The sequence below is a fragment of the Marseilla massiliensis genome (assembly GCF_016899855.1).
Lineage (GTDB): Bacteria > Bacteroidota > Bacteroidia > Bacteroidales > Bacteroidaceae > Prevotella.
In genome coordinates, this window is the sequence record NZ_JACJJG010000136.1 from 1 (window position 1) to 6,295 (window position 6,295).

Below are 6,295 nucleotides of genomic sequence, written 5' to 3' on the forward strand. Positions count from 1 at the left end.
TAAGAATATGGTTTGCTGCAACTTGTGTGTTTACACGGACGGTTATTTTGGTAACTTGGAAGTTTCAAGTACAAATGACTTGTTCCGTTCTGTCTTGGATATGTTTTACCATTACGACCCTGCAAAGCACATTCACTTGATGCAGACACTTGGGCATAGCTATCTGACGGAACATCAGTTTGCACAGATACTTGGCAAGATGCGTCTTTATCAATGTCTACCACAAGGCTATCAGAAAAGCATACCCCGTTTGCTTATCACAGATACACAAATAAACAGCGTGGCAAAGGCTTACATTCAGGATGAAAACTTTGGCGGTTTTGGCGGTGACTTGTCTATGTGGAGATTCTATAATCTTCTGACAGGTGCTAACAAAAGTAGCTACATAGATTCTTTCTTGGATAGAAGTCTGAATGCAACAGAGATAGCACAGGGCATTAACATGGCTTTGCACGGTGACGAGCGTTATTCATGGTTTATTGATTGATTCACTTTACAGCGGTGGGACATATTCAGAAATGGATATTTCCCACTTTTTACTAATTTCTAAAATCTGAATTTTATGGCACAGAAAAATAATGAAAATTGGAATTTTTATGGAGCAATATTCGTGGTGGTCTTTATCGTGTTCCTTTGCATCAGTCCGCTTTATACGATAGGAATCTTTTGGATATTGGCTACAATTTATTCTATGTTGATTCACTAATACAGAAAGTGAATGTTCTGTTGATGTTCAGTTAGTTACGTTTATTGAGCATACACCGGACATTCACTTTTATTGTCTAACTCTCAAAAATGAACATTATGAGTTTGAAATACAGCAACACAACAGCAGACTTCCTGCAATGGGATGAAGCTATGAACTTGATAAGAAAGCTATTCAAGGACGGTAACTATAATATGAGTTTGCTAATCTCTTTGGGTTGCTTCTTTGGCTTGCGGATAAGTGACATACTTTCATTAAGGTGGAATCAGATACTCAATGTGAGTGAGTTCACTATCATAGAACACAAGACTGGAAAGAAACGGACTATCCGCATTAACCCACAGTTGCAAAGGCATATTGCAGAATGTTACAAGGCTATCAAGCCATTAGGCAAAAGTTCCCCTATTTTGGTAAGTCAGAAAGGCACGGTCTATTCAATCCAACGGATAAACATAATTCTGAAAGAGCTGAAACATAAGTACAAATTGCATATAGGTAATTTCAGTTGCCATTCACTTAGAAAGACTTTTGGCAGACAGGTCTATAACATGAACTGTGAAAACTCTGAATTGGCTTTGGTCAAACTTATGGAGCTTTTCAATCATAGTTCTGTTGCTATAACTAAACGCTATCTTGGACTAAGGCAGGAAGAACTATTAAATACTTACGATTGCCTTAGCTTCTAATCTTTCAGTAGGTGAGAAAATCAATAACTTTGCACTTTATAGGCAGAGATTGATTTTCTACCTGCTTGATTAGCAAATAATAAGCAAAGTTCTTGCAACGCTAAACACTTTTGAGTAACTTTGTGGCAATTTCAGCGGACTAATGAGTTAGGAAGCAGAAAGGACATATAAGACGAAAGGGCGTTTAGCTAAATTATCCCTTGTTGGAATCTGGACAATTCTTGACTGTGGATAATGGGCAGGAACGCCCACATCAGGATTATATACCTACCTCAACAGGTGGCTTATATAATTTCTTGGTGTGGGCTTTGCTTATTATACAGTCAAGGGCAGTCCAGAACTCTTAGCAATAAGAGAGCCTCAACAAGATAATAAGCCAAAGTACCCACACCTTTTCTTTATATGTGGCAAGAATAAAAAAGTAAAATCGCTTCTTCCGGGTATTGAGTGGCACATTAGACTATTTTATATGCGCTTGTTAAAAGTGAATATCATTAGTATCATCTTTTTAGCTGTTGCTACATCAGGATTTGCCCAAACAAAAATTAATAGCGTTTGTCGCAATATAGACGGCTATTGGGGTGATTGGATTCCCACTTTAGGGTACGAGTATGAATTGCCACGAATTAAAGGTACTTATGCAAATTTCGTTATCTATCCTGCTTCCAAGCATCCATCGGATTATTGTGTCAAAGTTGATATTTACAACTTTAATGATAGAGTGGATAAAAAAGAAAAGAAACGTAGAATAAAAGAAAAACAATTTTACGAATATAGCGGAAGCATTGAGTTCTATTTGAATGATTATTATGTTCCAACCACTGTAAGAGATTGGGTTGCACATTGGAATGGGAAAATGCCTACAAAATATTCACATGATGGACATACAGGTAAAGCTGCTAAAAGAGTTGTTTATCCTGCAAAAATACTTATCGCTCCTTATAAGGATAAACCCAAATGTTACAATATCATTTTCTCGGAATATGGAATAGCATTTACATTTAATTAAAATACAACAAATATGAAACGTACAATTTTTATTTCAGTATTTGCATTGATTGGCACAATAGCTTATAGCCAATCTTATGATGATTTTTTTACTACCTATAAAGATGTTTCAACTCAAACAAAGCAAAAACAACAGTCTTATGGTGGCAATAATGGTGGTAACTATAATAATGGTGTTACCCAATATGATGTGATTGACCCCAATAAGTTCATGCAGAATGTAAGTCCGCAGAATGTTCAAGTAGCCAATGGAATATATCTTTATGCAGGACAATTCTATTCTGTTAAACTAAAAATAGGAATATCAGGGGTAAATAAGAATCAGATTATGGTCTGTGGATATTGGGACGGTCAAATGTGGAATAATGCGAGCTATTATGCTTCTCCGATAGGATATGATGCGCCAGAGCAAATAAAACGAGCTTGTGCATATCAGGTTTATATAAGCACTTTGGGAATAGTTTACTTCTAAAAAATGCAATATGAAAAAGATTTTATTTTTGTTAATAGCTACATTTGTGGTATTTTCATCTTCTGCTCAAAGAGTTCATTTCGGTTGTGCATTAGGTCAAAATGCAGATATTAAAGAAATATGTACTTATATTGAGAATCTTGGTTATAATTGTCAAGGAGGAAATAGTGGCTCTATTGGAGAAATAACTATCTATTCAGAGGTTACAATTAACGATATGCGGTTTAAATACTGCACACTGTATTTTTATAATAACATATTTTGGAAGATTTTTTATTACAACACAATAGAAGAACCTGAAACTGTTGTTTCTTTGTTGGAGCGTAAATATGACTGCAAATCAGATTCAGAAGATGAATTTTATTATCGAAACCGAGATTTAGAAATACAATTTGATGGAAAAAATTTAAAATACATTAGTTTGTCTGTTACAACTTCTATTTTTTATTAACAGTTTAATTAGATGTCTGAAATAGGCATTTATATTTTATTGTTATACTCTTAGCATAGAGTAAGAAGAAATAGATATTACTAAGGAAAATATATTGTAAGTCATAAAGGAAATGGAACATAAAAACAAAAGACAAATGAGAACATTAAGATTTATTGGAATACTCTTTATTCTTACAGCATTGAGCATAAGCCCCACAACAAGTAATGCACAGACCTATAAAGGCTCTATCGAGGGCGGTAGGACATTACACACTGACGATATGGGATTGTTCAGTACCACTGACATTTACACAACACATGGTGTTCAATTCAACCCATACCTTTATGTGGGTGCTGGTGCAGGAGTTCGTTTAGGAGACGGCTATACAGCCATTCCTATTTATGCAGATGTGAAATACACCATATTGAAGAAGAAAGTTTCTCCTTTTATTGATGCAAAAATAGGATATAGTTTACTTGATGCGTCAGGCTTTTATATGAATCCGGGCATTGGTGTCAGTTGGAACTTCTATAAAGGGCTATCTGTGTTCTTAAAAGTTGGATATACTTATAACGCTAATCCTTATGATGGTTGGATGAAGCCAAATGAAATGGGATGGGTTTCAGAAGAAAATAAAACAGATATTTACCCTCACGGAGTGTCTGTGTCTATTGGTTTCGGCTTCTAAAAACTATTCAATGAGAAAGAAGAAATGCAGAATCTTATTACTATGTTTGGCAACGGTGCTTTTGATAGCCATTCTAAGTTGTTACTTATTGGTTTCTATCAATGCAAAAGGAAAGACCTTTAATGATGTTCAAAGCATTCCTTATAATGAAGTTGGTCTGTTATTGGGAACTTCTCCTATAACTTCCAATGGTGAGCATAACTACTACTTTGATGAAAGAATCAAAGCTGCCGCAATGCTTTACCATAGTGGAAAGATAAGAAGGATTATAGCAAGTGGAGGAGATTATTCAAGTAATGGAGGATGCAATGAATTGATGGCTATGAGAGATTCTTTGATAAAACAGGGAGTTCCTGACAGCTTGGTTTCTTTGGACTATCAAGGAACGCGCACCCTGCATTCGATAACCAAAGTCAAGGACTTGGGAAGCATTACTATCATTTCACAGAAGTACCACAATGAAAGAGCCATATATCTTGCAGAACATTACGGCTTGCAAGCCGTAGCTTATAATGCAACTATGCCAAATATTGCAAAGAAGAAAATACGGAACATTTCAAGGGAATTTCTTGCAAGGGTAAAGTTATTTATAGATTTAGTGAGTTCTAAATAAGTGTCTAATTTTTCTTCCTGACACTCTTAGAAGAAGAAATGAAATAGGTTGAAAATCGGACATAAAACACAAGAGGACATTTTTTAAGAAAGTCCATTTTATAGGGAGATTCAGAAAAAAGTACCACCTACTGAAAAAGCCGCTTTATTCTATATTTCAGCAATTAGAATATAGTAGCTTTTCAAGTATTTAGAAACATCTGAATAAAGTACACCTATATGACTGATTCTCTTATTATTACTTGCATAGTCCAACTGAATTTGCTAACTTTACACCGAGATAACAAACATATTTATAACCACATCTTGCTTTATTAGATGTAAACCACCATGTAAACTGAAAGAAGCGTGAGGTAAAATTTCAAGACATTTGAAAATGTAATAAGATAACCGTAAGATTCGTTAGCTCAGCTGGTTGCCGTTTGAAAGACGAGCCGTAGGCGAGCCTTTTAAACGGTGAAAAGCAGTAACACTTTTAATGTTGGGGTCTTGGGTTCGAGCCCCAAACGGATCACTTATTAAACCATTGAAAATCAGGCGGTTATCTTTAAACGGATGACTGCCTGTTTTGTTTTTACATATTGTTTTCCCGCCAAAGTTAAACTACGCACGAAAAAGCTACGGAATAGTGTCAACTGACGAAAACAAGGGGTACTAATACCGACGGCATCCACAATTGCAGAACAACCATCGAAATAAACTTTATAGACAAGACAATGGATATACAACGTATTATCAACTTGGTCAAAGAGACCCAAGGAATAATCAGGAATCGAGAAATGGCAGCCCATGTAAGAGAAAAAGGTGTTGCCGACTACGTCACTCAAGTGGACATTGCGGTACAGGATTTTCTGAAAAAGGCATTATACACACTTGCGCCAGACATACAATTTCTCGGAGAGGAAACTGGGTTACAGCGGATGGATACGGACAGCTACTGGATTCTTGACCCTGTCGACGGCACCACCAATCTCATGCATGACTATCAGCACAGCGTAGTTTCGTTGGCTCTTTGCCGACAAAAAGAGATTGTTATGGGCATTGTCTATGACCCATTTCACGATGAAGTTTTCTCCGCCGTCAAAGGTGGAGGAAGTTTTTTAAACGGCAAGACAATACACGTAGCCTCTGACAAAAATCTCTCGGAAACCATAATCGGTATTGGCACGGCAAAAAGGGAACTTGCCAAAGATAACTTTGCAAAGTTCCTCAAAGTCTATGAAAAGTCACAAGATATCCGGAGACTTGGTTCTGCCGCTTTGGAGCTGGCATACACTGCGTGCGGCAGGCAAGGTTGATACTTCGAGGCTTATTTGAACCCGTGGGATTATGCGGCAGGAATGCTTCTGGTACAAGAGGCCGGAGGTAAAGTTTCAGATTGGAATGGCAGAGAACTAGACCCTTCACAGGGAAGCCCGATAGCCGGAACAAACGGACTGATTCACGAAGAATTACTTAAATTGTTATAATCAACGGCATTCGATATATTCACCTTCCTGACTATGCAGAAATGAAACGGTAGTTTCCTCAGAAAAAGGCAAGACTGAGTGTATACGCTTCGGACATGGAAGAAGGATTAACACTGTTCAGTACAGGAATGGATAATCGCATCGAACGTTAGCCAGAAAACCTTACATAACACTTTTACTCCAAACTGCCGACGCCATCGAGCACAAGACAAAAGGCCGTC

The 6,295-nt window shown here is 36.9% G+C and carries 7 protein-coding genes, 1 tRNA gene and 1 pseudogene; all 9 read left to right on the forward strand.

Annotation, left to right across the window (positions count from 1 at the left end):
- A partial coding sequence (locus H6A34_RS13240) for a DUF3871 family protein (RefSeq protein ID WP_205105901.1) occupies positions 1-487 on the forward strand: 487 nt, incomplete at its 5' end.
- Positions 488-804: 317 nt separating this feature from the next.
- Entirely contained in the window at positions 805-1,392 is a 588-nt protein-coding gene (locus H6A34_RS13245) for a tyrosine-type recombinase/integrase (protein WP_205105902.1), read from the forward strand.
- A gap of 301 nt (positions 1,393-1,693) precedes the next feature.
- The gene (locus H6A34_RS13250; RefSeq protein WP_205105903.1) at positions 1,694-2,401 is read left to right on the forward strand and encodes a hypothetical protein; all 708 of its coding nucleotides are present in this window, start codon (positions 1,694-1,696) and stop codon (positions 2,399-2,401) included.
- A 12-nt stretch (positions 2,402-2,413) separates the two neighbouring features.
- Positions 2,414-2,872 (forward strand): hypothetical protein, encoded by a 459-nt coding sequence (locus H6A34_RS13255; RefSeq protein WP_205105904.1) that lies wholly within the window; start codon positions 2,414-2,416, stop codon positions 2,870-2,872.
- A gap of 10 nt (positions 2,873-2,882) precedes the next feature.
- A complete protein-coding gene (locus H6A34_RS13260; protein WP_205105905.1) occupies positions 2,883-3,323 on the forward strand; it encodes a hypothetical protein in 441 nt (146 codons plus the stop codon).
- Positions 3,324-3,459: 136 nt separating this feature from the next.
- A complete protein-coding gene (locus H6A34_RS13265) occupies positions 3,460-3,993 on the forward strand; it encodes a hypothetical protein (RefSeq protein WP_205105906.1) in 534 nt (177 codons plus the stop codon).
- A gap of 10 nt (positions 3,994-4,003) precedes the next feature.
- Positions 4,004-4,606 carry a SanA/YdcF family protein gene (locus H6A34_RS13270; protein ID WP_205105907.1) on the forward strand — a complete coding sequence of 201 codons (603 nt, stop codon included), beginning with the start codon at positions 4,004-4,006 and terminating at the stop codon, positions 4,604-4,606.
- Positions 4,607-5,001: 395 nt separating this feature from the next.
- Positions 5,002-5,119 (forward strand) — tRNA-Lys (locus H6A34_RS13275).
- A 202-nt stretch (positions 5,120-5,321) separates the two neighbouring features.
- A pseudogene (locus H6A34_RS13280) lies at positions 5,322-6,074 on the forward strand (inositol monophosphatase family protein).
- The last annotated feature ends 221 nt before the right edge of the window (positions 6,075-6,295 follow it).

Excerpts from the sequence above, each read along its gene's own strand:
- H6A34_RS13245 (WP_205105902.1), top strand. The coding sequence starts at position 805 with ATGAGTTTGAAATACAGCAACACAACAGCAGACTTCCTGCAATGGGAT.
- H6A34_RS13255 (WP_205105904.1), top strand. The coding sequence starts at position 2,414 with ATGAAACGTACAATTTTTATTTCAGTATTTGCATTGATTGGCACAATA.
- H6A34_RS13260 (WP_205105905.1), top strand. The coding sequence starts at position 2,883 with ATGAAAAAGATTTTATTTTTGTTAATAGCTACATTTGTGGTATTTTCA.
- H6A34_RS13265 (WP_205105906.1), top strand. The coding sequence starts at position 3,460 with ATGAGAACATTAAGATTTATTGGAATACTCTTTATTCTTACAGCATTG.
- H6A34_RS13270 (WP_205105907.1), top strand. The coding sequence starts at position 4,004 with ATGAGAAAGAAGAAATGCAGAATCTTATTACTATGTTTGGCAACGGTG.